This is a genomic window from Bradyrhizobium sp. CER78 (assembly GCF_029846235.1).
Lineage (GTDB): Bacteria > Pseudomonadota > Alphaproteobacteria > Rhizobiales > Xanthobacteraceae > Bradyrhizobium.
On record NZ_JARVWP010000004.1, the window covers coordinates 116,159 to 141,794 of the forward strand.

Annotated in this window: 25 protein-coding genes and 1 tRNA gene; 10 read left to right on the top strand and 16 right to left on the bottom strand. The window is 64.3% G+C overall.

Annotation, left to right across the window (positions count from 1 at the left end; all coding sequences use genetic code 11):
- Window positions 1-4: 4 nt before the first annotated feature.
- From nuoI to QDT69_RS09365, 11 genes are all read right to left on the bottom strand, one after another.
- A complete protein-coding gene (gene nuoI, locus QDT69_RS09315) occupies window positions 5-499 on the bottom strand; it encodes an NADH-quinone oxidoreductase subunit NuoI (RefSeq protein WP_279706303.1) in 495 nt (164 codons plus the stop codon).
- 7 nt (window positions 500-506) lie between these two features.
- Complete coding sequence (nuoH, locus tag QDT69_RS09320) at window positions 507-1,577, bottom strand: NADH-quinone oxidoreductase subunit NuoH (RefSeq protein WP_050423875.1); 1,071 nt, start codon at window positions 1,575-1,577, stop codon at window positions 507-509.
- A gap of 10 nt (window positions 1,578-1,587) precedes the next feature.
- Window positions 1,588-3,663, bottom strand: a complete 2,076-nt coding sequence (gene nuoG / locus QDT69_RS09325) for an NADH-quinone oxidoreductase subunit NuoG (protein WP_279706304.1) — start codon at window positions 3,661-3,663, stop codon at window positions 1,588-1,590.
- A 9-nt stretch (window positions 3,664-3,672) separates the two neighbouring features.
- A complete protein-coding gene (gene nuoF, locus QDT69_RS09330; protein ID WP_021079173.1) occupies window positions 3,673-4,998 on the bottom strand; it encodes an NADH-quinone oxidoreductase subunit NuoF in 1,326 nt (441 codons plus the stop codon).
- A gap of 19 nt (window positions 4,999-5,017) precedes the next feature.
- Window positions 5,018-5,230, bottom strand: a complete 213-nt coding sequence (locus tag QDT69_RS09335; protein WP_279706305.1) for a hypothetical protein — start codon at window positions 5,228-5,230, stop codon at window positions 5,018-5,020.
- Entirely contained in the window at window positions 5,230-5,841 is a 612-nt protein-coding gene (gene nuoE / locus QDT69_RS09340) for an NADH-quinone oxidoreductase subunit NuoE (RefSeq protein ID WP_016847752.1), read from the bottom strand. The genes QDT69_RS09335 and nuoE overlap by 1 nt, the downstream gene beginning before the upstream one ends.
- Window positions 5,842-5,884: 43 nt before the next feature.
- Window positions 5,885-7,081 (bottom strand): NADH-quinone oxidoreductase subunit D, encoded by a 1,197-nt coding sequence (locus tag QDT69_RS09345; RefSeq protein ID WP_146985695.1) that lies wholly within the window; start codon window positions 7,079-7,081, stop codon window positions 5,885-5,887.
- Entirely contained in the window at window positions 7,078-7,695 is a 618-nt protein-coding gene (locus QDT69_RS09350) for an NADH-quinone oxidoreductase subunit C (protein WP_279706306.1), read from the bottom strand. Before QDT69_RS09350 ends, QDT69_RS09345 begins: the two co-directional genes overlap by 4 nt.
- A gap of 10 nt (window positions 7,696-7,705) precedes the next feature.
- Window positions 7,706-8,290 carry an NADH-quinone oxidoreductase subunit B gene (locus QDT69_RS09355; protein ID WP_279706670.1) on the bottom strand — a complete coding sequence of 195 codons (585 nt, stop codon included), beginning with the start codon at window positions 8,288-8,290 and terminating at the stop codon, window positions 7,706-7,708.
- Entirely contained in the window at window positions 8,287-8,652 is a 366-nt protein-coding gene (locus QDT69_RS09360; RefSeq protein WP_018271860.1) for an NADH-quinone oxidoreductase subunit A, read from the bottom strand. The genes QDT69_RS09355 and QDT69_RS09360 overlap by 4 nt, the downstream gene beginning before the upstream one ends.
- A 214-nt stretch (window positions 8,653-8,866) precedes the next feature.
- Complete coding sequence (locus tag QDT69_RS09365; RefSeq protein ID WP_279706307.1) at window positions 8,867-9,382, bottom strand: MarR family transcriptional regulator; 516 nt, start codon at window positions 9,380-9,382, stop codon at window positions 8,867-8,869.
- A gap of 132 nt (window positions 9,383-9,514) precedes the next feature.
- On the opposite strand from QDT69_RS09365, the gene QDT69_RS09370 reads away from it, so the two are divergent.
- Window positions 9,515-10,705 (top strand): aromatic ring-hydroxylating dioxygenase subunit alpha, encoded by a 1,191-nt coding sequence (locus QDT69_RS09370; RefSeq protein WP_279706308.1) that lies wholly within the window; start codon window positions 9,515-9,517, stop codon window positions 10,703-10,705.
- Between the two features lie 42 nt (window positions 10,706-10,747).
- Window positions 10,748-12,031: an MFS transporter gene (locus tag QDT69_RS09375; RefSeq protein ID WP_279706309.1), complete on the top strand. Its 1,284-nt coding sequence runs from the start codon at window positions 10,748-10,750 to the stop codon at window positions 12,029-12,031.
- On the opposite strand, the gene QDT69_RS09380 is transcribed toward QDT69_RS09375, so the two are convergent.
- From QDT69_RS09380 to QDT69_RS09390, 3 genes are all read right to left on the bottom strand, one after another.
- Window positions 12,028-12,846, bottom strand: coding sequence for an alpha/beta hydrolase (locus QDT69_RS09380; protein WP_279706310.1), 819 nt, complete (start codon window positions 12,844-12,846; stop codon window positions 12,028-12,030). The genes QDT69_RS09375 and QDT69_RS09380 overlap by 4 nt on opposite strands.
- A 134-nt stretch (window positions 12,847-12,980) precedes the next feature.
- A complete protein-coding gene (locus tag QDT69_RS09385; protein WP_279706311.1) occupies window positions 12,981-17,207 on the bottom strand; it encodes an autotransporter outer membrane beta-barrel domain-containing protein in 4,227 nt (1,408 codons plus the stop codon).
- Between the two features lie 349 nt (window positions 17,208-17,556).
- Window positions 17,557-18,579 carry a TRAP transporter substrate-binding protein gene (locus tag QDT69_RS09390; RefSeq protein ID WP_279706312.1) on the bottom strand — a complete coding sequence of 341 codons (1,023 nt, stop codon included), beginning with the start codon at window positions 18,577-18,579 and terminating at the stop codon, window positions 17,557-17,559.
- Window positions 18,580-18,769: 190 nt separating this feature from the next.
- Here QDT69_RS09390 and QDT69_RS09395 point away from each other — a divergent pair, with 190 nt between their 5' ends.
- From QDT69_RS09395 to QDT69_RS09415, 5 genes are all read left to right on the top strand, one after another.
- Window positions 18,770-18,973 (top strand): hypothetical protein, encoded by a 204-nt coding sequence (locus QDT69_RS09395; RefSeq protein WP_021079164.1) that lies wholly within the window; start codon window positions 18,770-18,772, stop codon window positions 18,971-18,973.
- 188 nt (window positions 18,974-19,161) lie between these two features.
- Window positions 19,162-19,815 carry a haloacid dehalogenase-like hydrolase gene (locus QDT69_RS09400; protein ID WP_279706313.1) on the top strand — a complete coding sequence of 218 codons (654 nt, stop codon included), beginning with the start codon at window positions 19,162-19,164 and terminating at the stop codon, window positions 19,813-19,815.
- Between the two features lie 87 nt (window positions 19,816-19,902).
- Window positions 19,903-20,103: a hypothetical protein gene (locus QDT69_RS09405; protein WP_279706314.1), complete on the top strand. Its 201-nt coding sequence runs from the start codon at window positions 19,903-19,905 to the stop codon at window positions 20,101-20,103.
- A gap of 38 nt (window positions 20,104-20,141) precedes the next feature.
- The gene (locus tag QDT69_RS09410; RefSeq protein WP_279706315.1) at window positions 20,142-20,309 is read left to right on the top strand and encodes a hypothetical protein; all 168 of its coding nucleotides are present in this window, start codon (window positions 20,142-20,144) and stop codon (window positions 20,307-20,309) included.
- A gap of 170 nt (window positions 20,310-20,479) precedes the next feature.
- Window positions 20,480-21,778, top strand: coding sequence for a hypothetical protein (locus tag QDT69_RS09415; protein WP_279706316.1), 1,299 nt, complete (start codon window positions 20,480-20,482; stop codon window positions 21,776-21,778).
- Window positions 21,779-21,842: 64 nt separating this feature from the next.
- Here the strand turns inward: QDT69_RS09415 and QDT69_RS09420 are convergent, their stop codons facing one another.
- On the bottom strand, window positions 21,843-22,733 hold the full coding sequence (locus QDT69_RS09420) for a class I SAM-dependent methyltransferase (RefSeq protein ID WP_279706317.1): 891 nt from the start codon (window positions 22,731-22,733) through the stop codon (window positions 21,843-21,845).
- A 426-nt stretch (window positions 22,734-23,159) separates the two neighbouring features.
- Between QDT69_RS09420 and QDT69_RS09425 the strand changes: the two genes are divergently transcribed.
- Window positions 23,160-23,345: a hypothetical protein gene (locus QDT69_RS09425; RefSeq protein ID WP_279706318.1), complete on the top strand. Its 186-nt coding sequence runs from the start codon at window positions 23,160-23,162 to the stop codon at window positions 23,343-23,345.
- Window positions 23,346-23,486: 141 nt separating this feature from the next.
- Here QDT69_RS09425 and QDT69_RS09430 read toward each other — a convergent pair.
- Window positions 23,487-23,563, bottom strand: a tRNA-Asp gene (locus QDT69_RS09430).
- 307 nt (window positions 23,564-23,870) lie between these two features.
- On the opposite strand from QDT69_RS09430, the gene QDT69_RS09435 reads away from it, so the two are divergent.
- Together QDT69_RS09435 and pepT are read left to right on the top strand one after the other, a co-directional pair.
- Window positions 23,871-24,194 carry an HU family DNA-binding protein gene (locus QDT69_RS09435; RefSeq protein WP_224924859.1) on the top strand — a complete coding sequence of 108 codons (324 nt, stop codon included), beginning with the start codon at window positions 23,871-23,873 and terminating at the stop codon, window positions 24,192-24,194.
- Between the two features lie 167 nt (window positions 24,195-24,361).
- A complete protein-coding gene (gene pepT / locus QDT69_RS09440; RefSeq protein WP_279706319.1) occupies window positions 24,362-25,618 on the top strand; it encodes a peptidase T in 1,257 nt (418 codons plus the stop codon).
- The last annotated feature ends 18 nt before the right edge of the window (window positions 25,619-25,636 follow it).

A 25,636-nucleotide genomic window follows, 5' to 3' on the forward strand; every position in this document is an offset into this window, starting at 1 on the left:
CACCTCACCGGTACGGCGCGTCGAGCGCGATCGACTTCGCAATCTCGCGCTCCCAGCGGTCGCCATTGGCGAGCAGCTTCGCCTTGTCATAGTAGAGTTCCTCGCGGGTCTCGGTCGCGAATTCGAAATTCGGGCCCTCGACGATGGCATCGACCGGGCATGCCTCCTGGCACAGGCCGCAATAGATGCACTTCACCATGTCGATGTCGTAACGCACCGTGCGGCGGGTGCCGTCGTTGCGGCGCGGACCGGCCTCGATCGTGATCGCCTGCGCCGGGCAGATCGCCTCGCACAGCTTGCAGGCAATGCAGCGTTCCTCGCCGTTCGGGTAGCGGCGCAGCGCGTGCTCGCCACGGAAGCGCGGCGAGATCGGGCCCTTCTCGAACGGATAGTTCAGCGTCGGCTTCGGCTGGAAGAAATAGCGCATCGCCAGGAAGAACGCGGAGATGAATTCCGACAGCAGGAGCGAGCGGGCTGTTGCGTTGACATTGACACTCATGACGGCCTCACTTCGGCGCGATGCCGGCGAACTGCAGCACGCCGGCCACGATCACCACCATCGCCAGCGACAGCGGCAGGAACACCTTCCAGCCGAGCCGCATCAGTTGATCGTAGCGGTAGCGCGGCACGATCGCCTTCGCCATCGCGAACATGAAGAACATGAAGAACACCTTGAGGGCGAACCAGACGATGCCCGGGATCCAGGTGAACGGCGGCAGATTGACCGGCGGCAGCCAGCCGCCCAGGAACAGGATCGACGCCAGCGCGCACATCGTGGTGATCGCGACATACTCGCCGAGCATGAACAACAGATACGGGGTCGAGCCGTACTCGGTCATGAAGCCGGCGACCAGCTCGGATTCGGCTTCGACCAGGTCGAACGGCGGACGGTTGGTTTCCGCCAGCGCCGAGACGTAGAACACCACGAACATCGGGAACAGCGGCCACACATACCAGTTCAGGATGGTGAGCTGCGGCAGGCCGATCAGGTGCGCGAGCCCGCGCGTGTTCTGCGCCTCGACCACGGCCGAGAGGTTCAGCGAGCCGACGCAGAGCAGCACCGTGATGATGACGAAGCCGATCGAGACCTCGTAGGACACCATCTGCGCCGCCGAGCGCAGCGCGGCCAGGAACGGGTACTTCGAGTTCGACGACCAGCCGGCCATGATGATGCCGTAGATCGACAGCGACGAGATCGCGAAGATGTAGAGAATGCCGACATTGATGTCGGAGATCACCCAGCCGAGATCGAACGGGATCACGGCCCAGGCGGCCAGCGCCAGGATGCATGACACTAGCGGCGCCAGCAGGAACACGCCCTTGTTGGAGCCGGACGGAATCACCGGCTCCTTGAGCACGAACTTCAAGAGGTCGGCGAAGGATTGCAGCAATCCGAACGGGCCGACCACGTTGGGACCGCGGCGGATCTGCACCGCCGCCCAGATCTTGCGGTCGGCGAGCAGGATGTAGGCAATCGCGATCAGCAGCACGACGAGCAGCAACAGGCTTTCCGCGACCATGATGATCAGCGGCCAGAGGAAGCCGGTCCAGAACGAGCTTGCGAAGAATTCAGCCATCAGGTCACGCTCACTCCGCTGCCGTCAGCATTCGGCCCGACGCCAGCCGCGAGCATTCCGCCATCACGGCAGAGGCCCGCGCGATCGGGTTGGTCAGATAGAAATCGTCGACGGTCGGCTTGAACGCCGCCTTGTCGACGGCACCGCCCTTGCCCGCCAGCGCCTTGACGTCCTCGGCCTTGCCGGCCTCGATCTGGTCGAGCCGCATCAAGTGCGGCGAGGTCTTGAACATCGCCTGGCGCAGCGCCTGCAACGAGTCGAACGGCAGCTTCTTGCCGAGCACGTCGGACAGCGCGCGGATGATCGCCCAGTCCTCGCGGGCTTCGCCCGGCGGGAACGCGGCGCGGTTGGCGATCTGCGCCCGGCCCTCGGTGTTGACGTAGATGCCGGACTTCTCGGTATAGGCGGCGCCCGGCAGGATGACGTCGGCGCGGTGCGCGCCCTGGTCGCCATGGGTGCCGATATAGACCACGAAGGTGCCGTCCGGCACCTTGATCTCGTCGGCGCCGAGCAGGAACAGCACGTCGAGCGTGCCGAAGGTGGTCATCTGCGCCGTGGTCAGGCCACCGGCCGAAGGCGAGAAGCCGATATCGAGCGCGCCGGCGCGCGAGGCGGTATCCTGCAGCACAGCAAAGCCGTTCCAGCCGTCCTTCAGCGCGCCGACGTCGACGGCGAGCTTGGCGGCCTGCGCCAGCACCGCGGCGCCGTCGTGCCTGGTGTAGGCGCCGGCGCCGACCAGGATGATCGGGTGCTGCGCGTTCTTGAGCACGTCGGCAAACGAGTGCTTGCCGGCGGCGAGATCGGCGAGCGTGTCGGTGCCCGCGCCGAGATATTCATGGTCGTAGGTGAAATCGGACTTGGCGCCGATCATGCCGACCTTGAGCCCGCCGGTGCGCCAGCGCTTGCGGATCCGCGCGTTCAGCACCGCGGCTTCCTTGCGCGGATGCGAGCCGATGATCAGGATCGCGTCGGCCTGGTCGATGCCGGCAATGGTCGGGTTGAAGATGTAGGAGCCGCGGCCAGCCTTGGCGTCGAAGGCGTCGCCGCCCTGCACCGCCAGATTGACCGAGCCGAACTTCGCGAGCAGCTCCTTCAGCGCATACATTTCATCGACCGCAGCGAGATCGCCGGCGATCGCGCCGATCCGCTTGCCATCGGTGCGGCTTGCCTTGGCGGCGATGGCGGCGAAGGCTTGCTGCCAGGTCGCAGGCTTGAGCTGGCCGTTCTCACGCACATAGGGCCGGTCGAGGCGCTGCGTGCGCAGGCCGTCGACGACGTGGCGGGTCTTGTCGGAGATCCACTCCTCGTTCACGGCCTCGTTGATGCGCGGCAGGATGCGCATCACCTCGCGGCCGCGGGTGTCGACGCGGATCGCCGAGCCGACGCCGTCCATCACGTCCACCGACTGCGTCTTGCCGAGCTCCCAGGGACGCGCCGCGAACGCATAAGGCTTCGAGGTCAGCGCGCCGACCGGGCAGATGTCGACGAGGTTGCCCTGCAGCTCCGAGCTCAGCGCATGCTCGAGATAGGTGGTGATCTCCATGTCCTCGCCGCGGCCGGTCGCGCCCATTTCGGGGGCGCCGCAGACTTCGGCGGAGAAGCGGACGCAGCGCGTGCACTGGATGCAGCGGTTCATCGAGGTCTTGACCAGCGCGCCGAGATACTTGTCCTCGACCGCGCGCTTGTTCTCGGCGAAACGGCTGGTGTCGACGCCGTAACCCATCGCCTGATCCTGCAGGTCGCACTCGCCGCCCTGGTCGCAGATCGGGCAGTCCAGCGGATGGTTGATCAGCAGGAACTCCATCACGCCTTCGCGCGCCTTCTTGACCATCGGCGAACGGGTCGAGATCTCCGGCGGCTCGCCTTTCGGGCCCGGACGGCAGTCGCGCACGGCCCAGGCGCAGCTCGCGACCGGCTTCGGGCCGCCCTTCACCTCGACCAGGCACATCCGGCAATTGCCGGCGATCGACAGCCGCTCGTGATAGCAGAAGCGCGGAATCTCGGCGCCCGCCGCCTCGCACGCCTGCAGCAGCGTGTACTCCGGCGGCACATCGATCTCTTTGCCATCGACGATGATCTTGCTCATGTCTCTTCTCTACTCCGCCGCGACCATGTGGACGGGATCACGAACGCCCTGATCGTCGAGATCGGCCTTGTGCGAATACTGATCGATGCGCTCTTCGATCTCGTGACGGAAATGCGCAATCAGACCCTGGATCGGCCACGCTGCGGCGTCGCCGAGCGCGCAGATCGTGTGACCTTCAACCTGCTTGGTGACCTCGAGCAGCATGTCGATCTCGCGCTTGTGGGCACGGCCGTCGGCCATGCGGGTCAGCACGCGCCACATCCACCCGGTGCCTTCGCGGCACGGCGTGCACTGGCCGCAGCTCTCGTGCTTGTAGAAATAGGAGATGCGCGCGATCGCCCGGATCAGGTCGGTCGACTTGTCCATCACGATCACGGCCGCGGTGCCGAGGCCCGAGCGCAGCTTGCTCAGCGAGTCGAAATCCATCGGCGTGTCGATGATCTGCTCGGCCGGCACCATGCGCACCGACGAGCCGCCGGGGATCACGGCCTTCAGATTGTCCCAACCGCCACGGATGCCGCCGCAATGCTTCTCGATCAGCTCGCGGAACGGGATGCCCATCGCCTCTTCGACGTTGCAGGGACGCTCGACGTGACCGGAGATGCAGAACAGTTTTGTGCCGACATTGTTCGGCCGGCCGATGCCGGCAAACCAGGCGGCGCCGCGGCGCAGGATGTCGGGCGCGACCGCGATCGACTCGACGTTGTTGACGGTGGTCGGGCAGCCATAGAGGCCGACATTGGCCGGGAACGGCGGCTTCAGCCGCGGCTGGCCCTTCTTGCCTTCGAGGCTCTCGAGCAGCGCGGTTTCCTCGCCGCAGATATAGGCGCCGGCGCCGTGCGCGACATAGATGTCGAACGGCCAGCCGTTGATGTTGTCCTTGCCGACCAGCTTGGCCTCATAGGCCTGGTCGATCGCGGCCTGCAGGCGCTCGCGCTCGCGGATGAACTCGCCGCGGATATAGACGTAGCAGGCATGCGCGCCCATCGCGAAGCTCGCGAGCAGGCAGCCCTCGACCAAGAGATGCGGGTCGTGCCGCATGATCTCGCGGTCCTTGCAGGTGCCGGGTTCGGACTCGTCGGCGTTGACGACGAGGTAGCTCGGACGGCCGTCCTTGGATTCCTTCGGCATGAAGGACCACTTCATGCCGGTCGGGAAACCCGCACCGCCGCGGCCGCGCAGGCCGGACGCCTTCATCTCGTTGATGATCCAGTCGCGGCCCTTGTCGATGATCCCCTTGGTGCCATCCCAGGCGCCTCGGCGGCGCGCGCCCTCGAGGCCCCAATCATGGAGGCCGTAGAGGTTCTTGAAGATGCGGTCCTTGTCGTCGAGCATGCTCAAAACTTTCCGAACATCACCGATTGGCTTGCGAATAAGCGAGCCCGGCGGCGCAGCCGCCGAACACGATGGCCCACAACAGGCTGGATTCCAGCGTGGCGCTGAGGCCGTAACGTTGCAGCAGGAACATGAAGCCGGCCGCGACGACGGTATGCAGCGCAATCGTGCGCCAGGCCTTCATCGCAGCGCCTCTCCCCATCCCGTTTGCCTGCACCTGAAAGCCCCGCATCAAGTGGTTTCCTTCAGCGTCGTCGGCCCGCCTGCGGGCGCCGAGAACTGACGGTCGATCTGCGGGCCCGGCTTCGGCGGATTGCCGGCGGCAAAGCCGTCGAGCACCTTGCCGAAGCTTTCCTTGGTCAGGTCCTCATAAGTGTCCTTCCAGATCAGCACCATCGGCGCGTTCACGCAGGCGCCGAGGCACTCGACTTCTTCCCAGGAGAAGTTGCCGTCCTTCGACAGCTGGAAGGGATCGTGATGGATGCGATGCTGACAGACCTCGATCAGGTCGGCGGCGCCGCGCAGCCGACACGGCGTGGTGCCGCAGACCTGGACATGCGCCTTCTTGCCGACCGGCGAGAGCTGGAACATGGTGTAGAAAGTCGCGATCTCCAGCATGCGGATATGCGGCATCTCGAGCAGGTCGGCGACGGCGCGGATCGCCGCTTCCGAGACCCAGCCGTCATGCTGCTCCTGCACGCGCCACAGAATCGCGATCGCGGCCGAAGCCTGGCGGCCCGGCGGATATTTCTCGATCTGCTTCTTGGCCCAGGCCAGATTCTCGTCCGTGAACGTGAAGCTCGCGGGCTGCAATTCCTTCGGGGCAAGGCGGCGGACGGACATCGATCAAACTCTCAATTAGCGCGCGGTGCGGATGCGGACATCATCACCGGTCGACCTCGCCGAACACGATGTCCAGCGAGCCAAGGATGGCGGAAACGTCGGCGAGCAAATGGCCCTTGCAGATGTGATCCATCGCCTGCAGATGGGCGAAGCCCGGCGCGCGGATCTTGCACTTGTAGGGCTTGTTGGTGCCGTCGGCGACGAGGTAGACGCCGAACTCGCCCTTCGGCGCCTCGACCGCGGCGTAGACCTCGCCGGCCGGCACATGGACGCCTTCGGTGTAGAGCTTGAAGTGATGGATCAGCGCTTCCATCGAGCGCTTCATCTCACCGCGGCGCGGCGGCGCGATCTTGTTGTCCTCGACCACGACCGGGCCCTGTCCGTCGGCTGCTTTGAGCTTCTGCACGCACTGCTTCATGATGCGCACCGACTGGCGCATCTCTTCCATGCGGATCAGATAACGGTCGTAGCAGTCGCCGTTCTTGCCGATCGGAATGTCGAAATCCATCTCGGCGTAGCACTCATAGGGCTGCGACTTGCGCAGGTCCCAGGCCGCGCCCGAGCCGCGCACCATCACGCCGGAGAAGCCCCACTCCCAGGCTTCCTTCAGCGGCACCACGCCGATATCGACGTTGCGCTGCTTGAAGATGCGGTTGCCGGTGAGCAGCCGATCAAGGTCGTCGACGACCTTGAGGAACGGGTCGCACCACGCCTCGATGTCGTCGATCAGCTTCGGCGGCAGGTCCTGATGCACGCCGCCGACGCGGAAGAACGCCGCGTGCATGCGCGAGCCAGAGGCGCGCTCGTAGAACACCATCAGCTTTTCGCGCTCTTCGAAGCCCCACAGCGGCGGGGTCAGCGCGCCGACGTCCATCGCCTGCGTGGTGACGTTGAGCAGATGCGACAGGATGCGGCCGATCTCGCAATACAGCACGCGGATCAACTGGCCGCGGCGCGGCACCGTGATGCCGAGCAGCTTTTCCGCCGCGAGGCAGAAGGCGTGCTCCTGGTTCATCGGCGCGACGTAGTCGAGGCGGTCGAAATACGGAATCGCCTGCAGGTAGGTCTTGTGCTCGATCAGCTTCTCGGTGCCGCGGTGAAGCAGGCCGATATGCGGATCGACGCGCTCGACGACTTCGCCGTCCAGCTCCAGCACGAGGCGCAACACGCCGTGCGCCGCCGGATGCTGCGGACCGAAGTTGATGGTGAAGTTACGAAGATTTTGCGGTTGCTCGTTCATGGCTTCGGCTCCGCCTTGGCCTTCTCGTCACCGGGAAGCGGATAGTCCGCGCCTTCCCAGGGCGAAAGGAAATCGAACTTGCGGAATTCCTGGTTGAGCCGGACCGGCTCGTACAGCACCCGCTTCTCCTGGTCGTCGTAGCGAACCTCGACGAAGCCGGTGAGCGGGAAATCCTTGCGCAGCGGATGGCCGTCGAAGCCGTAGTCCGTCAGCAGGCGGCGCATGTCCGGATGCCCCGTAAAGATCACGCCATAGAGGTCGTAGGTCTCGCGCTCGAACCAGTCGGCGCCCGGGAAGATGCCGATGATCGACGGCACCTGCGTAGTCTCGTCGGCCTGCCCGCGCACACGAATGCGCGTGTTCAGCGTCGGCGACAGCAGATGGTAGACCACGTCGAAGCGCTTCTCGCGGCTCGGATAGTCGACCGCAGTCACGTCGGTGATGTTGACGAAGCGGCAGTTCGGATCGTCACGCAGAAAAGTGACGACGTCCACGATTCTGCCAATCTCGACGTCGATAGTGAGTTGATCGAACGCGACCGAGTGCGCCGTGGCGGCGCCCGGAAGCGCGCTCACGATCGTCTGCCCAAGGGCGTCGAGCTTGCCGTCGTCCATGCCTGAAACCTTAGCGTTCGATGGTGCCGATACGGCGAATCTTCTTCTGCAGCAGCAGCACGCCGTAAAGCAGCGCTTCCGCCGTGGGCGGACAGCCCGGCACGTAGATGTCGATCGGCACGATGCGGTCGCAGCCACGCACCACCGAGTAGGAGTAGTGGTAGTAGCCGCCGCCATTGGCGCAAGAGCCCATCGAGATGACGTAGCGCGGCTCCGGCATCTGGTCGTAGACCTTGCGCAGCGCGGGCGCCATCTTGTTGGTCAGCGTGCCCGCGACGATCATCACGTCGGACTGCCGCGGCGAAGCGCGGGGCGCGAAGCCGAAGCGCTCGACGTCATAGCGCGGCATCGAGACCTGCATCATCTCGACCGCGCAGCAGGCGAGACCGAAGGTCATCCACATCAGCGAGCCGGTGCGCGCCCAGGTGATCAGGTCATCGGCGGCTGCGACGAAGAAGCCCTTGTCGGACAGCTCGTGGTTGACCTCGAGGAAAAACGGATCATTGGCGCCAACCGGCTTGCCGGTCGACGGATCGAGAATGCCCTTCGGAGCCTGCGCTATCGCCGGCTGCGAGTTTGCGGCGGTGGGGCTCAATCCCATTCGAGCGCGCCTTTCTTCCATTCATACGCGAACCCGACCGTCAGCACGGCCAGGAACACCATCATCGACCAGAAACCGGTTGCGCCGAGCTTTCCGAACGCCACCGCCCAAGGGAACAGGAACGCCACTTCGAGATCGAAGATGATGAAGAGGATCGCCACCAGGTAGAAGCGGACGTCGAACTTCATGCGGGCGTCGTCGAAAGCGTTGAATCCGCATTCATAGGCGGACAGCTTTTCCGGGTCCGGCGATTGGAACGCGACCAGGAACGGCGCGATCAGGAGCGCAAGACCGATCAGGCTCGCGACTCCGATAAAGACCACAAGTGGGAGATAATTCTGCAGGATGCCGGTCATCGGCGAGGCCTTCTTGCTGCGGTTTCGGACGTGCCGCAGATTCGTTGATTGGAATTGTTCTTGAGGCTTTAGCGCAGCGCAACAGGGGGCGCAAGACAAGCTATTTTGACGCTTTTGCCGTCGATCCCGTGGGCTCTTTGCCGCATCGGGCGGATACGCTTGCCTCAATCGGCAACGCTACGGCGGCCATTCGGTGCCCTGCGCGCATCCCATATCAGCCCAGCTCCCGCTCGGCAGCGAGCATCTCGGCGGCGGTCATGGTCAGCCGGTCAATATGTCCAAGCAGCAGCTCAAGATCCTGTGGACTGAGCTGTTCCAGCAGGCGCCGGTTTCGTTCCTGCGCGCCGGCCACAATGGCGTCATGGGCGGCGAGCCCGGCCCTGGTGAGGGAGACCAGTGTTTCCCGGTTGTCACGCGGGTTGGCGGCCTTGGCCACCAGCTTGCGCGCGACGAGCTCGGCGAGCGCCCGGCTGATCTGCCCCTTGTCCATGCCGACGGCTTCGGCCAGCCGCACCATGCTCATCGGCGGCCGCCGGCCGAGCGAGGCGACCAGGCCGAACTCGACCGAGGACAGACCGGTCAGGCGCTTGTAACGCAGCAGCGCCCCGCGCCTGAGCAAATTGGCCAGCACCATCAGCCGCGACGACATCATCGCGGTGATCGGCGCGAGCTCCGCGTCGACAACCGCCTCCGGCGGCAAGTTCCTCTCGGTCCTGAGCTTCTCGGTCATCGCCAACCTCTGCCAACAAAGCCGGTCGCTGCCAAGCTAGACCAGATCGTTGACAATGTCATCGATATATCGTTGACTTCATCAACGATGAAGCAGCCGCGGGCGTCAGACCGGCGGCGGGAGGCGACATAGATGACGATCACCCAGCCGGACCGCGATCTCGGCACGGCCTATGCGATGAAGCCGTCCACCACCCGGACCGAGCTCACCTCGGTCGTCCGCGGCACGCCGATGGGCGAGCTGCTGCGCCGCTACTGGCACCCGGTCGGCCTCACCAGTGACGCCACCGATATCCCCAGGAAAGTCCGCGCCCTCGGCGAGGACCTGATCCTGTTTCGCGACAAACATGGCCGGATCGGACTGCTCCATGCCCGGTGCTGCCATCGCGGCACCACGCTCTATTATGGCAAGGTCGAGGATGACGGCATCCGCTGCTGCTATCACGGCTGGAAGTTCGACATCGAGGGCCGCTGCCTCGAACAACCCTGCGAGCCCGAAGGCGGCCTGTTCAAGGACAAGGTGCGCCAGCCCTGGTATCCGGTGCAGGAGCGCTACGGCCTGATCTTCGCCTATATGGGCCCGGCCGAGAAGAAGCCTGTGCTGCCGCGCTACGAGTGCCTGGAGACCATGGACGACGGCGAGTTCGTCGAGGCCGACGATTCCTCGATCGGCGGCGGCGGCCCGGCCGTGATCCCCTGCAACTGGCTGCAGCATTTCGAGAACGTCGCCGACCCCTACCACGTGCCGGTGCTGCATGGCTCATTCTCGGGGCCGCAATTCACCAACATGATGGCCTCGATGCCTGAGGTGAAGTTCGAGATGTCGCCGCGCGGCGTCGCGGTGCGCTCGATCCGCAAACAGGACGACGGCAAGGTGTTCTACCGCGTTACCGAGGCCGCCCTGCCCACGCTCCGCGTCGTGCCCAATCCGCGGGTCGCGCAGTTCGCCCGCGTCGAATCGATCGGCTGGACCTTGCCGATCGACGACACCTCGTTCCGGATCTATGTCGCCGGCCGGGTCAAGAACGCAGGCGACATCGGCCGCATGCGCTCGAAGTTCAACGGCAAGTTCTGGTGGGACATGACGGAGCAAGAGCACCAGCAATTCCCCGGCGACTACGAGGCCCAGGTCGGCCAGGGTCCGGTGACCATCCATTCCGAAGAGCATTTCGGCCAGAGCGACCGCGGCATCCTGATGATCCGCCGGATGCTCTCCGACCAGCTCGAGGCCATGGCCGCCGGCCGCGACCCGATCGGCGTGTCGTTCGACTCAGATGCCGGGCCGGTCGAATTCGAGGCGGGGAACTATATCCGCGAGGCCTGAGGCCCGCGCAGAAAAACAAAAAGACAGTCGGGGGAGGAAGTCATGGTCAATGTCGCACCGCGGGCGGCCGCGCCGGCGCAGGCCGCAGCCGCGCGCCGCTACTACGTGCTCGCATTGCTCACGATCATCTATGCCCTCAACTTCCTCGACCGCACCATCTTCAACGTGCTGATCGAGCCCATCAAGAAAGAGTTTTTACTCAGCGACACCACGATGGGCTTGCTCGCCGGGTTCGGCTTCGTGCTGTTCTATTCGCTGCTCGGCATTCCCATTGCGCGGATGGCCGATCGTCTGAACCGCCGCAACATCGTAGCATTGGCTTTCGCGTTCTGGAGCGCGATGACCTATCTCTGCGGTATGGCCTTCAGCGTCACGACGCTGGCACTGGCGCGGGTCGGCGTCGGCAGCGGGGAATCCGCGGGCACACCGGCCTCGCAATCGATGATCGCCGATCTGTTCGACAAGAACGAGCGGCCGCGCGCACTCGGCATCTACGCGATCGGCACCTATCTCGGCGTCTTCCTCGGCTATTTCATCGGCGGCTATGTCAACCAGCACTATGGCTGGCGGATGGCGTTCTTCACCGCGGGCCTGCCCGGCATCGCGCTCGCCGCCATCCTGTGGCTGACGATCTCGGAGCCGAAGCGCGGCGCGATGGCCGAAACCTTCAAGGCCGAGCCGATCGGGCCGACGCTCGGCTTCCTGATATCGCAGCCGAGCTTCGTCATCGTGCTGATCGGCTTTTGTCTAACGACCTACACCAACTACGCCACGGCGGTGTGGATCCCGCCGTTCCTGGCGCGCATCCACCACCTCACCAGCGCCGAGATCGGCACCTATGCTGGCACCTTCAAGGGCCTCGCCGGCATGGCGGGCACGCTGATCGGCGGCCTCGTTGTGGCACAGATCGGCCGGCGCGACGACCGCTGGAAGCTGTGGGCGCCCGCGATCATGTCCGGGCTCGCCGGCCCCGTCTTCGCGCTCTGCATGCTGACACAAAGCTTCACGCTGATGGTCGCGACGCTGGCGCTGACCTCGTTCATGGTCGGCTTCCATCTCGGCCCGATCTTCGCGATCGCGCAGACGGTGGCAAAGCCCAGCATGCGCGCGCTGGCCTCGGCGATCGTGCTGCTGACAGCAACCTGCTTCGGCCAGGGTGTCGGTCCCCTCGCCGTCGGCATGATCAACGACGCGCTCAAGGGCGCCTACGGCGTCGATGCGGTTCGCTACTCGCTGTTGTCGGCAGCGGTGACGACGACGCTCGGCGCCGTGCTGTTCGTCTGGGCGGCGCGCTGGATACGATCGGATATTGCCCGCGCCGGTTAAGCGTCCATGAAGGCGAACAGATCGGACATCAGGCGCGCGCTGTGCGTCAGCGGCAATGCGTGCGGTGCGCCTTCATAGACAACGAGCTTGCTTCCCTTGATCAGCCCCGCCGTCTTCGCGCCGGTCAACTGGAGCGGCGCGCTGGCATCCTTGTCGCCATGTACGATCAGCGTCGGGCGATTGATCCCCTTGGTCGCCGCGCGCAGATCGGCAAACGAGATGGTCTTGCGGCAAGCCAGCGCCACCGGCAGCGGCACGCTCAGCATCATCTCCCTGATCCATGCGCGCGTGACCTCCGATGTGTCGGGCATGAAGAACGGCGCCTCGTTCTCGCCCATCCATTTCGGGAAGTCCTGCGCAATCGCTGCATTCTGCGCATCGACCATCGCCCGCGGTACCGCGTCCGGATTGTCCTCGGTCTGGACCAGATACGGCGTGGTCGGCGCCACCAGCACCAGCCGCGCGATGCGCTCGGCGCCGTGACGCGCCAGATAGTTCACCGCCTCGATCGATCCCATCGAATGCGCGACGATCGTGACGTCACGGAGATCGTGCTGCTCGATCACGGCAGCGACATCGTCGGTCAGCGTGTCGAGATCGTATCCCGTCATCGGCATATCGGAGCGGCCATGGCCGCGCCGGTCCGGCGCGACGCAGCGATAGCCTTTTGCATTCAAGGCGACGATCTGGCTGCCCCAGACGCTGGAATTGAACGTCCAGGCCGCGAGGAACAGCACCGGCCGGCCCGAGCCCCAATCCTGCACGAACAATTTCGTGCCGTCCTTGGCGGTCGCATGAAGCAGTTGGCTCACCATGATGTATCTCCCTATGCGGATCGACCGGCGCCATCGCCGCCGATGTGCCGAGCATCGCAAAGGGGGATCGCCTGCGCGATTACGCCTCAGGTAATCACGCGCGTTATGTCAGGCTGTCCGAAGCGGAAACGATCTCACCATTGATACCGCACCACGCCCTTGCCGGCGTAGCTCGAGGTGACGTTGGAGAACTCGCCTTCGAACGTCGCCGATGCCGACCAGCCGTTGCGCCAGTTCATCTCGAGCGAGGCCGTGGTCAGCGCGGAGTCGCTCGACTGCGCCGCGCCGTTGACGACGAAGCTGGTGCCGGGCAGCGCCTGGAAGGTCGCAGCAGCCAACCGGTTGGGATTGTAGTCGTGCGCCCAGGCAAACCGCGTGCGCAGCGTCAGGATGCCGTCCTGCACCGGGAAGGACTTGTCGGTACGGAGGCCGAGTTCACTGCGCGGGTCGGTCACGCTCTTACCGGCATAGGTCAGCGCAAAGGTCGGCAGACCCGAGATCACCCGTTCGGCATAGGCCGGCAACTCGAAGCTCGTGAACTGGCCTGCGGCATAAGGCGTGATGCCGACGCCGATCCACGGCGCAACGAAACGGTAGCCGCCCTCGAGCCGCCCTGACCAGGCGTTGGCATTGAACTCGGCGCGGAGCTGATCGATGCCGGCGGCGGTGACGGTGCGGTTAGTGGTGATGTCCTGCCAGCCATAGGCGAGCGCGGCGGAGACGTAGGCCGGCCCTTCGGTGTGGCGGAGATAGACGCCGGCCTGGAACAGGTCGGATCGGCCGCTGCCACTGTTGACCACGGAGAAATTCGTGCCGCCGCCGGCGATGGCAAAGCCCGCAACGGTGTTCGGTGAGAACAGGTAGTCGGCGCCGACCGCGGTGCCGTACACGCTGCTGGTCGTGTTGTTCGACCCGACGATGGCGTTGCCGCTGGTCGATTGCGAGCCGCCGAAGCCTGCGGCCCAGACGTTCCAGCGCTGCACGAACGGCACCGGCGGCGCCTTGGTGAACATCGCGAACGCATCGGTCTTCTTGGTTGCGGCATAGGCGCTCGCCTCGCCCTCGTCCGCATAGCCCGGTGCGCCCGGCATCGGACCTGCTCCGCCCCCGCGATTCATGAAGGGATCGGTGAGCAGTCCCATGAACAGGTTCATGGCGTTGAACGTCGTCTGCTGCGAGCCGGTCGCGAGTTCGCCGGATGCCTGCGTCAGGCCCGATGGCGCGAGCGTGCCGAACACCGTCTGAATCCCGCCGGTCGTGTTGAAGTAGTTGACCAGCGTGTTGGCGACATTCTGCTGGTTGATAGACAGGCCGCCGCCAAAGTTCGGAGCCGGCCCAAAACCCAGCGTCAGATTGAGATAGGCGTGGGTGGCGTCGTAGCTCAGCGTGTCGCTGAAATTTTGTGGCAGGTTTGTATTGTTGATGCTCGCGAACGTGCCGGACAGGCCACCGGCCGCGGTCAGGATCGTATACTGCTTGGAGATGTAGCTGCCGTTGGCGAAGGCTGCATTGACACTGGCGCCGCCAAGCGTCGCGGTCCCGCCGACATTGGTCGACGCCGCAGCGGTCGGCGTGACCTGCACCAGGTAGATCGCGCCGGACTGGAAGGCGAGATTGCCGTTCACGGTCAGTGTGCCGGTCGGGTTTGCGGTGCTGCCAGGCGCTAATGTGCCGCCGCTCATTATGGCTGCGGTCCCCAGATCCCCGTCACCTCTAATGTATGCCACGCCGAGGCCGGGAATGTATAAGATCCTGACGGGCGCAGGACCGACGTTGCCGGTGCCGCTCAATACGCCGCCGGAATTGACCGTCACGTTCGACGAGCTGGCGATCGAGCCGTCCACTTCCAGTGTGCCGCCGGTGACGGTGGTGGCGCCGGTATAGGTGTTGATGCCGGTCAAGATTTCCTTGCCGCCGGTGATCGCCACGCCGCCCGCACCGCCGATGATGCCGGCAAAGGTTCCGTTAGCATTGGTCAAGGTCAGTGTGTTGGCACCGAGGTTCACGGCGCCGAAGATGCTGGTCCCGGAAAGACTGTTGATCGAGACGCCGCCACCCGCGCGCGATATATCGAAGAGGCCGTCGTTGATCACGGCCTTTGAGGACGCAATGCTGCCGCCGCTGATCAGGTCGAGCTCGCCGCTGGCGTTGATCGTGGTCAGTCCGGTATAGGTGTTGACGCCGCCGAAGATCGCTAGGGCGCCATATGCGACCGCCACATTGCCGCCCGTGCCGCCACCAATGCCCCCATCCTGGATGACGCCGTTGTAGCGGCCCACAACGCTGGTGATGGTCAGCGTCTTGGCGCCGAGGGACACGACGCTGTGGCCGGTCGGGTCAGACAGGCCTCTGACGCTGGCACCGCTGTTGGTCTGCGAAATATCGAACGTGCCAATCCCCGCACCCGGAGCGAATGCAACAGCGAACGAATTGACGATCGAGCCGTTGCCCTTGAGCGCCAGCGTCGCGCCGGAATCGATCTGGGTAATGCCGAGGAAGCCATTGACGCCGGACAGGGTCTGCTTTCCGTTGGCGATCTCGAGGCCGCCCGTGGGGACCGAGCCGTTGATCGTGCCGGAAAATTCCGTCGAACCGGCGGTGATCACCAATATGTTGCCGCCGAGGACGACCGATCCATCGCCCGCGAGCGTCGTGATCCTGTTGGGCAAGGGCAACGATGCCGAAATATCGAACGTGCCATTGACCGTCACGACGCTCGAATTCGAGATGCTGCCGAACGTCGACAGCGCCAGCGTTGCGCCGGAATTGATCGTCGTCGCGCCGGAATAATTCTCGGCCGTCGTCAGCGTCAGCGCACCGCCGCTGCCGGAGTTCGCGATCGTCACGCCGCCGGTGCCGGTGAGCGCCGTGGCGAGGGTCACGGCATTGCCATTATAGTCGAACGTCGCGCCGCCGGAGCCGATCGCATTCAGCCGGCCCGAGATGTCGGTTGTATTGCCGCTGGCCCATTGCAGGCCACCGCCGTTGAGCGTGATGTTGCCAGAGCCGAAATTGCTCGCGGCGTTGAAGTTGACCAAGCCGCCGCTCACGGTCGTGCCGCCCGAGTAAGTATTCGCGGCCGTCAGTGTCAGCGTACCGGCGCCGGTCTTGGCGAGGCCCCAACTGCCGGCATTGACAGTGGTGCCGCCGCTGCCGGTCTGGTCGGCGATAACGTCGGAGACGGTCTGGTTCTGCCCGGCAGCAGGATTGAAGGTCAGCGTCCCGTTACCCTGCAGGAACATACCCGAGCCCAACGCGGAGCCATTGCCCGCACCGACGCCGCCGACCCCGCCGCTGACGCTGCTGCCGTTGACGGTGAAGGCACCGGCAACAACCAGGTTCCCGCCACCCTGGACGAACACCGCGCCGCCCGCGCCGAGCCCGCCGCCAGCGCCACCTTGAGAATCTTTGCCACCGTTGCCGGCGCCGAAGCCGCCGGTATTCCCGCAAGTGTTTCCGCTGTTGCCGCTAGCACCGCCGCCACCACCACCAAAGCCGCCTATCCCGGCATTGGCAAAGCAGCGCACGCTTCCCCCGCCGCCGCCGAAACCGCCATCTCCGCCCGCGCTGTTGAAGCTGCCGCCGCCGCCACCGCCGAAGCCACCAACACCGCCGCCGCCGCTCAAGCCGGCGACGGGGGTAGCAGCGCCGCCACCGATTCCACCGCCACCACCGGCAGCATTGATGCCAATCCCGAAGGCCCCGCCGCCGCCACCTCCACCGCTGGCGCCCCCCGTGCCTGCTGTGGCGCCGTTGGCGATGCCGGCGCCGCCGCCAGCGGCGCCGACGGCGATGCCGGCAGCGCCATTGCCACCCGCGGTGCTAGCCGCGCCGGCGCCGCCATCGGCGCCCACGCCAATTCCGCCGCCGCCGCCAGCACCATTATTGCCGCCATTGCCACCATTGCCGCCGAGGCCACCACCACCTCCGCCGCCAACGCCCGCGCCGTAATTGCCGCCGTTACCGCCAATGGCGCGGTTGCTGGCTAGCGAAACATTGCTCACCGTGACGTTGGCCCCGCTGGCAACGAACAGCGCGCCGCCGGCGCCCATGCCGCCGCCGCCGCCGCCATCGAGCCCGCTGCCGCCATTGCCGCCCTTGGCCACGGCGTTCTGGATCGTCAGGTTGTTGACCGCGACGGTACCCGAGTAGACGAACAGCCCGCGCTGCACGCCGCCGCCGTCGAGCGTGAAGTTGCCGCCGTTGATCGTGACGGTGCTGCTCGAATTGATGATGGGCAGCGTCGTCCCGCTGGTCAGCGTGATGTTCTGCGTGATGTTGAGCGTGAAGCTGGTGCCCGGATTGTTATCGATCGTCGTCAGCGCGGTGACGAGGCTCGCGCCATCGCTGGCGTTGAGCACCGTTTGGGCGTGTGCGCCGGTCCCGCACCCGACGAGCAGAGCAAGGGTTACCGCAACCCGTCGCAGACGGAAAAAACGGAAGCGTTCCACAACGTGCACGCGCATGGCATTCCAAACTCGGGCCGCGCGCCGCGCGGCCACTGAAAATCTCAGCGTGAGGTTGTATCCCCTGAGACATCCTGCCGCATGACAAAAAGCAAAAATGGAACCGAAAGCGCGCCGGTGTGCCTTCTGAGCCACAAGCGATGTCCCCACGTTTTTCCGCAGGCTTCGCCAGGGGGACCAATGCCGACCGCGCATGGCATTGCTCGCGCGATCGGCCTTGCATTGCTGCTGGCCAATTGCGCCGTTACGTCAGCTTGCCGGTATGTTTCTCCAGCGCCGCCCAGGCGTCCGCGCCATAGGTCTTCTGCCATTGCGTGTAGAAGCCGGCTTTGACCAATGCGGCCCTGAACTGCACCGGATCGGGCTTGTTGAACGTCATGCCCTTCTCGGTCAGCTCGGCCTGCAACGACCGATCCATCTCGACGAGATCGGCGCGCTCCTTCACCGCCGCCGCGTCGAATGCGGCATTGATGATCTCGACGAGATCGGGCGGCAGGCCCGCCATCGCGCGGCGGTTGCCGAGGATCCAATAGCCGCTCCAGCAATGGTTGGACAGCGCGCAGTATTTCTGGACCTCGTAGAGCTTTCCGGTCGAGACCTGCGCCAGCGGATTCTCCTGCCCTTCGACGATGTGGGTCTGCAGCGCCGAATAGAGCTCGCTGTAGGAGATGCTCGACGGCAGCGCGCCGAGCCCAGAGAACAGCGACGTCAGCAATGCCGTTACCGGCACGCGGATCTTGAAGCCCTTGAGATCGTCGACGCTGTTGAGCTGCCGGCTCGACGACGAGGTGATCTGGCGGAAGCCGTTGTCCCAGACCTTCTTCAGCGGCACGACGCCGGTCTTGGTGATCGCCTCGCGGACGAGGTCGCCGACGCCGCCGTCCATCGCCGCCCAGACCTGGTCGTAGGACTGGAAGGCGAAGCCGACGCTGGGCAGACCGGACAGCGGCACCAGCGTCGACAGCGTCATGCTGGGTGCAGCCAATAACTCGATACCGCCGGCCCGGACCTGCGACAGCATCTCCGGATCGCCACCGAGCTGGCTGTTGGCGAACACGGTAATGTTGAGCCGGCCGGACGATTGCGTGCCGACCAGCTTGGCCGCCTCGGCCAGACGGATTGTTAGCGGATGGGTTTCCGGAGTGTTGACGCCGAGCTTGAAGTCGAACTCGGCTGCGGCAAGGACCGGCTTACCAAACATCGTGGCGGCCACTGCCGCCGTGCCGGTGCGGAGCACCCGACGGCGGGTCACATTCGTTGTTTTCATTATTGTTTTTCTCCCGAGCGCATCCCGCGCCTGGGGTCAGTTTCGGACCTCCGGCTGTGTGACGCAAGGCACGGTGAAACCAATCCGCCCGTGGCACGAAACCATTTCAAGGAACTCACGAAACGATCCGGAAACAGATCGGGCTTACCAGTAGCTGCCATAGACGGCGCATAGACGCCCGGAGGCGACCATGAACCACTCGATCCATTCAGCTGATCGCGCGACCCACCTCAAGATCGTGGTGGTTGCCCTCGTTGCGGCTATCGGGGTTGCGGCATTCGGCATTTCGGCGCGGAACAATGCGGATTTCACCCAGACCGCTCAGACCAACCAGGTCATCAAGGCCGGCAAGCCGGTTGCGATCACCTCCTCGGGCACCTCGACGGTCCGCTAGGATTTTTCAGGCTTCGGCAGACAAAATGGCCGCCTTCGGGCGGCTTTTTTGTTGGGCCTAATCGTCTCGAACTACGTTCAGGACGCTGTGGCCTTTGCCGCCCGGATCGGCTACGGCGATTGCAGGACCACCGAGACCGGGGCGCGCGATCGACGTGTGCAGGGTCGCAAACCGGCCGGGCGTCGCGAATGACCGAGCCTCGCCTCGCGGGCGACATGTCTGCAGAACCGCAGGACGCTCCTCGCACCCGCGGAACGTCCACCCTGCTCGGGCTGCCGACTTCGCTGCCATTGGTGCTCGACCTCGACGGCACGCTGATCAGGGGCGACCTGCTCTATCTCAGCTTCTTCTCGATCCTGCACCGCAATCCGCTGATCGTTGTTGCATGTGCCGCTTGGCTGATGCGCGGACGCGCAACGTTGAAGCGTCAGCTTGCACGGCGCCAGCGGATCGACTGGAGCCGGATCGAACTGCAGCAGGACGTCGTCGCACTGGCTGAGCGCGAAAAGGCCGCCGGCCGCCGCGTCGTGCTGGCAACCGCAGCCGACGCGCTGCTCGCGAACCAGCTTGCATCGCGACTGCCCTGGCTCGATGAGGTGCTCGCCTCCGACGGCGCGCACAATCTCAAGGGCGCCAACAAGGCCGGCCTGCTGCTGAAGCGCTTTCCCGGCGGCTTCATCTATGCCGGCGACAGCGCATCCGACCTCGCGGTCTGGGCCCACGCCGCTGGAATCATCACCGTCAATGCGCGCGAGGCGCTGCGCGCCGCGGTATCCGCACTCGGCAGGCCGACGTTGCATCTGCCGGATCGCGGCCGCGGCGAAATCTTAACCGCGTCCTAACGCGGTCGTTCGATTGCGATCCGCTCCACGACCCCAGTCTTAAAAATTGTTCCGTAAGGTGGCCGTCGACAGAGGCGCGGGCCCACAATGAATTTGCAGCAGCAAGTAATTTCCACCGGCTTCAAGATCACCTGCACCGATTGCGGCAGCCTGGCGATCAAGGTCGCCGATCCGGCGCACGCTTCCGGCGACACCATCATCGAATGCCGCCGCTGCAACGCCGTGCGCGGCACGGTGGCGGATCTGCACACCCTGGCGCGGCACGGCCGCGACCTGTTCGAATTCTAACCCCGGCCCCGCCGATGCTGTCAGATCCGAGCGCGACCATGCAGAGCGACATTCCCCTGGATACGGTCTGGTCGATCCTCGAGGCCGCCAACGAATTGGGCGATACAAACACGGTCGACGCCTGCCGCCGCATCATCGACGCGAATTTGCGTGGCGACACGCCTGGGCAATCCGACCTGAACGCGGTTGCCGCATTCTTTGCCTGATCAGGGCAGCCTGTTGCCGATTGCGCGTTCAATGCGGCGCCGCGGTGACCGATCGCACAACGGAAATATTACAATACAGACTGCAACGTCGCTCAACGTTGCTTGACTTGATTCGACCGAGGCCGGCTGGCTAGTTGTCGCACAGTTCTCGAATCGAACGGGCCGATGCAATGACGCGCGATGACCTGGTTGTCGGGGGCACGATCCTCGGGTTCTTCGCCGTCAGCACCGCCTCGCTGATCGCCTGCGGGCACGCGTTCCCGGCGATGCATGTCTGGCGATCCGGCGTCACCGCCGAGGCCATCCTCGGCACCGCCATCATGGTCATCTTCATCCCGGCATTCGCCGCGGGACGATTCAGCTTCGGCTATCTGGTGAGCTTCTCGCTGCTGTCAGCCGTGTTCGGCTTCGTCTGGCTCAGCTTCTTCAGCGCGTTCGACTACCCGCACGCGATCGCCCGCTGGGCCATGATCGCCGCGCTGGCCGCCGCGATGATCCCGCTGATGTTCCAGAACATGCCGGTCTGGCGCCCCAACCTGTCGGAAGCGGCCATCAAACGCATTGCGCTGCTGCTGCTGGCATCGTCCCTCGCCGTGCTGATCTCCGACATCTCCTACGGGGTCAACCTAGGCACTCCCTATGGCACAGCCCGCAACGCCATCGCGCGGCCAGCTCTGTTGAATTATCTCACCCCGATCATGATCGGAGCAGTGCTGCCCTATCTGTTTGCGCATTTCGCATCGCGCAGGCAATGGTTGCAGGCCGCCTGCGTGTTGCTGTTCGCGCTGTGCTTCTATCCGGTCGTCAACAACAAGACCGTTCTGCTGTTGCCGATCTGGCTGCCGTTCCTGTTCTGGCTCTACGGCCAGTTCAACCCGCGCCTGGCCACGGTGCTCGCATTCCTGCTCCCGGCGACCGTCGGGCTAATGGCGTTCGCCGTTCTCGGCGCCGACAAGGACTACTTGGTGTTCAGCGCCATCAACCTGCGCTTCCTCGCGATCCCGTCACTGGCGCTCGATCAATATGCCGACTTCTTTGCGCACCGCGAGCTGACCCGGTTCTGCCAGATCTCGATCCTGCGACAGGTGACGGCTTGCCCGTATGGCGAACTCGGCCCGGCGCTCGGCGCGATCTATCGCGACGGCAATTTCAACGCGTCCTTCCTCGCCACCGAGGGCATTGCGTCGGTCGGTCTCGCACGCGCCCCGGTCTCGGCGCTCGCGTGCGGCCTCATCCTCTCTGTGGGGTCGACGGTCTCGCGGCATCTGTCGCCGCGCTTCATCGCGGTGTCATCAGGCATTGCCGTTCAGGCGATCATGAACGTGCCGCTGACCACGGGCCTGGTCTCGAACGGGATCGCGCTGCTGTTCCTGCTGTGGTGGCTGACGCCGGAACAGCGCGCGGAACTATCCCGCAGTCCCGAGCACGCCGCCCGGCAGGTCGGCGTCGTCGGCCTCGCGGCGTCCTGATCTTGCGCGCCCAGCCGGGACGTGGCGGGCGCGCAAGGACAGTGCCGGCGTGCGGGCGGCCCGACTAATGTGGCCGCGACTTCTTTCGAAGAACGATAATGCTCTGATAGGGCGAGATCCCATTCATGCCGACATCGACAATATCGAACCGGTCGGTCCAGTGCTCCTCGATGTACTGCTTGGTGATGATGGTTTCGCCGTATGTCATTTCGCCATCGACCGGATAACTCTGCGGATAGAAGTAGAAGCCATCTCGCCGCACGGTTTCGGTGATCTTTTGCTGATCCCAACCGGGCAATTTCGAGATCGGCTCATAGAATGCATATGCCGGCGGCCGCACCGTCAGAAGGAAGAGACCACGATCCTCCAGCGCAGCATGGACCGCGTCGAGGCATACGTCGCTCGCGACCGGGGAAAGATGCGTCCAGATCGACAACGCGTAGGCGACGTCGAATTTCTGGTTGAATGGAAGACGCTTCGGCAGGCTGTCCGACAGCACGATATCGGCGCGAGGGTTGGAGCGTTGCGCGACCTGGATGATGCCCTTGTGAGGATCGCAGCCATGCAAATTGCGCAGCGGCACATCCTTCATGAAATATCTGAGCACGCTGCCCCAGCCGCAACCATAGTCCAGCACCGAACACTCTTCGAATGGCTTGTCCAGATGCAGCCTGAGTTTGTCGTGTATGAGCCGATAGGTTTCGATCACCGCAGCGCCGAGCTCCATCCCGGAACGACCGCTCCAATTCTTCTGGGTGCCGGCATCGGGCGGATCGGGAATCGTCGCCTTGATGGCGTCGAAGCCATCATACTCCTTCCAGAGCAGCACGTTCCAAAGATAGGGATCGTCGATCCACTTGAACGCTTCGTACGCAGGCTCTCCCCTTCCGCATGCGGCCTCCGTCCTCGCCAGCTCGTCTTTGTAGTATTCGTTCAGCCACAGGCTCCAATCCATCCGCACGTCTCCTACTCTGTTGTCGGTCCTTGCCGCGCCGGCGTCATCTGAATGTTTCCGAAACTGTCGATGATTTCTCCGGCAACTTTAAGACGCATCATACGCGTGAGTTCCGGAACGCGATGGAACCGCGCACGCGGCTCTTGCTGCAAGCCTTGCGACCGCCTCATCAAGTGTAGCGCCGAAAAATTACAATCTTACGTAGTTGATTGGTTCCGTCAGATGCAGCAGGGACGGCATCGGCTCGACTTCAACCGAGCAGAGTAAGGTTGACGTCAGGCTGGCGCGTTACGCTGCGCACGTGAACCGGGACCTGCGCTGCTTCCATTTCTCCACCGCTCCGGGTGGCGATAGTCACTACCGCGTTCGCCTATCTGATGCTCGCGTGAGGGCGCCCCGTCCGTGCGGCGTCCAGGAATCGTGTCGATGAAAGTCCGCGAGCTCATCCAAGCACTCCAGGCACTCAAGGATCAGGACGCAACGGTCGTCATCGGAGAAGGCGCACAGCCGGAAACCTGGCTGATTGTGTCAGGCGTGGCGGAATGCCGGATTACGCGCGTGAATGATGATCATGCGATCGCCGGGAGCGAGCCAGCGATTGAGATCGTCTGAAAGAGTGAGCCTGGCGGTTGTTTTTGGGGGTCTCGAAGATGCGTGCCAGCAAGCCCTGACAGAGGGGCGTCCAAGACGTCATGACGGCGCGCCACGTGACACGTCTCAAATCTGGAACTTGGGCTAAGTGCTTGATAAGACTGGCGCGAGAGACGGGACTCGAACCCGCGGCCTCCGCCGTGACAGGGCGGCGCTCTAACCAACTGAGCTACTCCCGCGGATGCCGATCTTCGGATTGATCCGCGCAGGACCGAGGGCATAAAGGCCCGCATCCCGATAGTCAAGCGCGTTGCGGATCCCTGCACAGTGCCGGCGCTTTTGCGCCGTAGTTGCGAGTTGTAGCCTGTTTTCAGGCGAAACGGCGTAGTCAGCAAAGCCCCGAATCAAATAAGGCCTGATACGTCTGGGTTTCCTGTGGCCGGCCCGGCGCTGCCCGTTCCCAGAACCGGCGGTTTCAGGACTGTTCCGGGCGCATTTTCCCGACGCGAACGGCACGCCATTCGCGCGAACGCAAGCAATCCAGCCATTCAGCAACGAGGAGGGCCACACATGGCGAAGAAAGCAGCGACCCCGGCGACGATCACGCTGAAGCACCTGGCGGCGGCCATTGCCGAAGAGCAGGAGCTGTCCAAGAAGCAGGCCGAGGCGATCCTGACCGACATGGTCACCCGGATCACCAAGCACCTCAAGAAGGGCGAGCGCATCCGGATCGTCGGCCTTGGCATCCTCCAGGTCCGCAAGCGCGCCGCCCGCATGGGCCGCAACCCGGCGACCGGCGAGCAGATCCATATCAAGGCGAGCAAGAAGGTCGCCTTCCGCGCCGCCAAGGAGCTGAAGGAAGCCGTCTAAGGCTTTACTCTCCGTTGATATCAAAGCGCCATTCCGGCTCGTGACGCGGCCCCGGAGTGGCGCTTTTCTGTTATAGGATTGTCTCCTGCTCGCCTTGATCCGGTTTGCTTGCGCGAACCAACTTCGCCAAGGCGCATTGTCCCCGTCCCTACCCCTGCGCGGTCTTCATGCTGGCACCGGTACTCGACTTCAAGCACACCGTCACCGAGCGCTTCCTGCGCTATGTCGTGATCGACACCCAATCCGATCCGGATTCGCCGACCTGCCCCTCCACCGAGAAGCAGAAGAATCTCGGCCGCCTGCTGGTCACCGAGCTCTTGGCAATGGGCATATCCGACGCGCATCTCGATCCGCACGGCTATGTCTATGCGACGATCCCCGCCAACACCGACAAGACGGTGCCAGTGCTCTGCTTCTGCTCGCACATGGACACCTCGCCCGATTGCACCGGCAAGAACGTCAAGCCGCAGGTCGTGAAGAACTATCGCGGCGGCGACATCGCGTTGCCCGCCGACTCCACGCAGGTGATCCGCGCCGCCGAGCATGAAGCGCTGGCCGACCAGATCGGCAACGACATCATCACGACCGACGGCACCACCCTGCTCGGCGCCGACAACAAGGCCGGCCTCGCCGAGATCATGGATGCCGCGCATTTCCTGATGACCAATCCGCAGGTCAAGCACGGTACCATCAAGATCCTGTTCACGCCGGATGAGGAGATCGGCCGCGGCGTCGACAAGGTCGACATCAAGAAGCTCGGGGCCGATTTCGGCTACACCATGGACGGCGAGACCGCTGGTCATATCGAGGACGAGACCTTCTCGGCCGACGGCGCCAGCATCATCATCGAAGGCGTCGCCACCCATCCGGGTTTTGCGAAAGGCAAGATGGAGCACGCGATCAAGATCGCCGCGGCGATCGTCGACCGCCTGCCCAAGGATCACTGCTCGCCCGAGACCACCGAAGGCAAGGAAGGCTTCCTGCATCCGGTCGCGATCTCGGGCGCGTTGGAGCACGCGCGGATCGACTTCATCGTTCGCGATTTCACCGAAGCCGGCCTGAAGCATAAGGAAGCGCTGCTCGAAGCGATCGCCAAGGATGTCATGAAGGGATATCCGCGCTCGACCTATCGGATGGAGGTCAAGCAGCAGTACCGCAACATGAAAGAGGTGATCGACCGCCATCCGCAGATCGTCGCCTATGCGATCGAGGCGATCGAGCGCGCGGGACTGACGCCGGTGAAGACCTCGATCCGCGGCGGCACCGACGGTTCGCGGCTGTCCTTCATGGGATTGCCCTGCCCGAACATCTTCGCCGGCGAGCACGCATTCCATTCGCGGCTCGAATGGGTCAGCCGGCAGGACATGGAAAAGGCCGTGCAGACCATCGTGCATCTCGCAATGATCTGGGAAGAGCGAGCGTAGGCTCGTCGCAACTCTCTC